Source organism: Bradyrhizobium sp. P2_E8 (assembly GCF_056403875.1).
On the sequence record NZ_JBFUES010001182.1, the window covers coordinates 1 to 2,073 of the forward strand.

At 68.8% G+C, this 2,073-nt stretch carries 1 protein-coding gene and 1 pseudogene; one reads left to right on the top strand and one right to left on the bottom strand.

Annotation, left to right across the window (positions count from 1 at the left end; translation table 11 throughout):
* Positions 1-101: 101 nt before the first annotated feature.
* Positions 102-1,814, top strand: a complete 1,713-nt coding sequence (locus tag AC1D00_RS38315; protein ID WP_477014250.1) for an SGNH/GDSL hydrolase family protein — start codon at positions 102-104, stop codon at positions 1,812-1,814.
* A 154-nt stretch (positions 1,815-1,968) separates the two neighbouring features.
* Here AC1D00_RS38315 and AC1D00_RS38320 read toward each other — a convergent pair.
* Positions 1,969-2,073: pseudogene (locus tag AC1D00_RS38320) on the bottom strand (CsbD family protein); the annotation flags it as partial.

Here is a 2,073-nt window from a genome sequence, read left to right on the forward strand (position 1 = left end):
GTGTATGGCCAAAGAATCTGCAACGGAATCTGCCCGTTTGGCGCCTGATTCCGTTATTATATCGAGCCTATCCAGACCCCGTTGCGCGTGCCCGAGATCGCATGTCGAAGAAGTCCCTGTTCAAGGCGCTGACCGAGACCGGCCCGTTGATCGCGCTGGGGACGGCGCTTGCGATTCTGGTGTCGGTCGCAGGACCCGCCTCGGCGCAATTCTTCAACTTCCCCGGCTTCGGCGGTCCGCCGCAGCGCTCGGCGCCGCCGCCACCGCGTAGCGGTGGAGGTGGAGGTGGCGGCGGCTGGTTCGGCGGCGACTTCTTCGCGCCGTTCCAGCAGCAACAGCCGCAGGCGCCGCGCCAGGATTTTTCGCGCGCACCGGCACCTAGCAAGCGTGACACCATTCCCGACAAGAACGTGCTGGTGATCGGCGATGCCATGGCCGACTGGCTCGCCTACGGCCTGGAAGACGCCTACACCGAGCAGCCCGACATGGGCGTGATCCGCAAGCACAAGACCACGTCCGGCCTGATCAAGTACCAGCCGAAGGGCGAACCTTCGGACTGGGCGGCTGCCGCCAAGGGCATCCTCGAGACCGAGAAGCCCGACATCATCGTCGTCATGCTCGGCCTCAACGACCGCATCGCCATCCGCGAGCCCGTCGCCGACAAGCCGGCAGACAAAGACAAGAAGAACGAGAAGAACGAGAAGGGTGCGCGCGCCAAGCCGCAGGGCAAGCCAGGCGATGCAAAGCCCAACAGCCCCGACACCGCCGCCAAGCCGGACGACAAGCCGGCGGATACCGACCTGCCGCAGGATGACGCCGACAACGCCGACGCGCCGCAGACCGCGGCTCCCGAGAAGACCGCGCGCAACCCGAACGGCCTCTACGAATTCCGCGACGACCGCTGGGTCGAGCTCTACGGCAAGAAGATCGAGGAGCTGGCCAACGTCCTGAAAGCCAAGGGCGTGCCGGTGCTCTGGGTCGGCCTGCCCGCGATCCGCGGCCCGAAGGGCACGGCGGACATGCTGTTCCTGGATTCGCTCTACCGCGAGGGCGCGGCCAAGGCCGGCATCACCTATGTCGATGTCTGGGACGGCTTTGTCGACGAAGCCGGCCGCTTCCTCCAGAAGGGCCCGGACTTCGAGGGCCAGATCCGTCAGCTCCGCACTTATGACGGCGTCTTCTTCACCAAGCCCGGCGCGCGCAAGCTGGCTCACTATGTCGAGCGCGAGATCACGCGCCTGCTCGCCGGCCGCTCCGGCCCGATCGCGCTGCCGAGCGAACCGGCAACGCCCGACACCAGCGCCGAGCCCGGCAAGCCCGCGCCGCGGCCGCTCGCCGGCCCGATCGTGCCGCTGGTTGCCGCCTCGATCTCGACCGATCAATTGCTGGGCGGCCCGGGCTCACGTCCTGCCGCCGTCGATGCGCTCGCTGCGAAGACGATGGTGAAGGGCGAGCCGCTGGCGGCCCCCGCAGGCCGCGCCGACGATTACGCCTGGCCGCGCCGCGAAGTCGGCCGCGAGCAGGCCAAGGGCGATACGCCGATGGCCGCGACCACGCCTGACGGCAGCGCTGCTGCTCCCGGCACACCGGGCGCGGCCGCCGCGATCGCGCCGCCGAAACTCGCACCGAAGAAGCCGCCGGTTGTGCAGCAACCGGCCCAGGCGGCGCCGTCGTTCCGTGATTTCTTCGGCTTCGGCTCGCCGCAGCCGGCGCCGCGTCAGCTGGCGCCGGCGCCCGGGCCGCGCAATCCGGCTCAAAACCCCGCGATCCCGCGTCCGCCGGGCAATGTCGGGCGAGCGGCGGAAGTCCGGTAGCCTTAGCTGAAGTCTCGTGTCCCGGGCGCAGCGCGAAGCGTTGCGACGCAGAGCCGGGACCCCGCATCTACTTCAAAAAGAATGGGCCCCGGCTCAGCAATGCAGCGTTTCACGCTGCATTGCGTCCGGGGCACGAGAGATCGAGCTTCAGCTCCTAGCCGTAATAGCGCCAGCGCGGCGGCGGGCGACGTGCGGGCCGTGACATCAACAGCGCGAGCGCGAAGCCGATGCCGCCGGCGATCAGGAGTGAGCCGAGCGG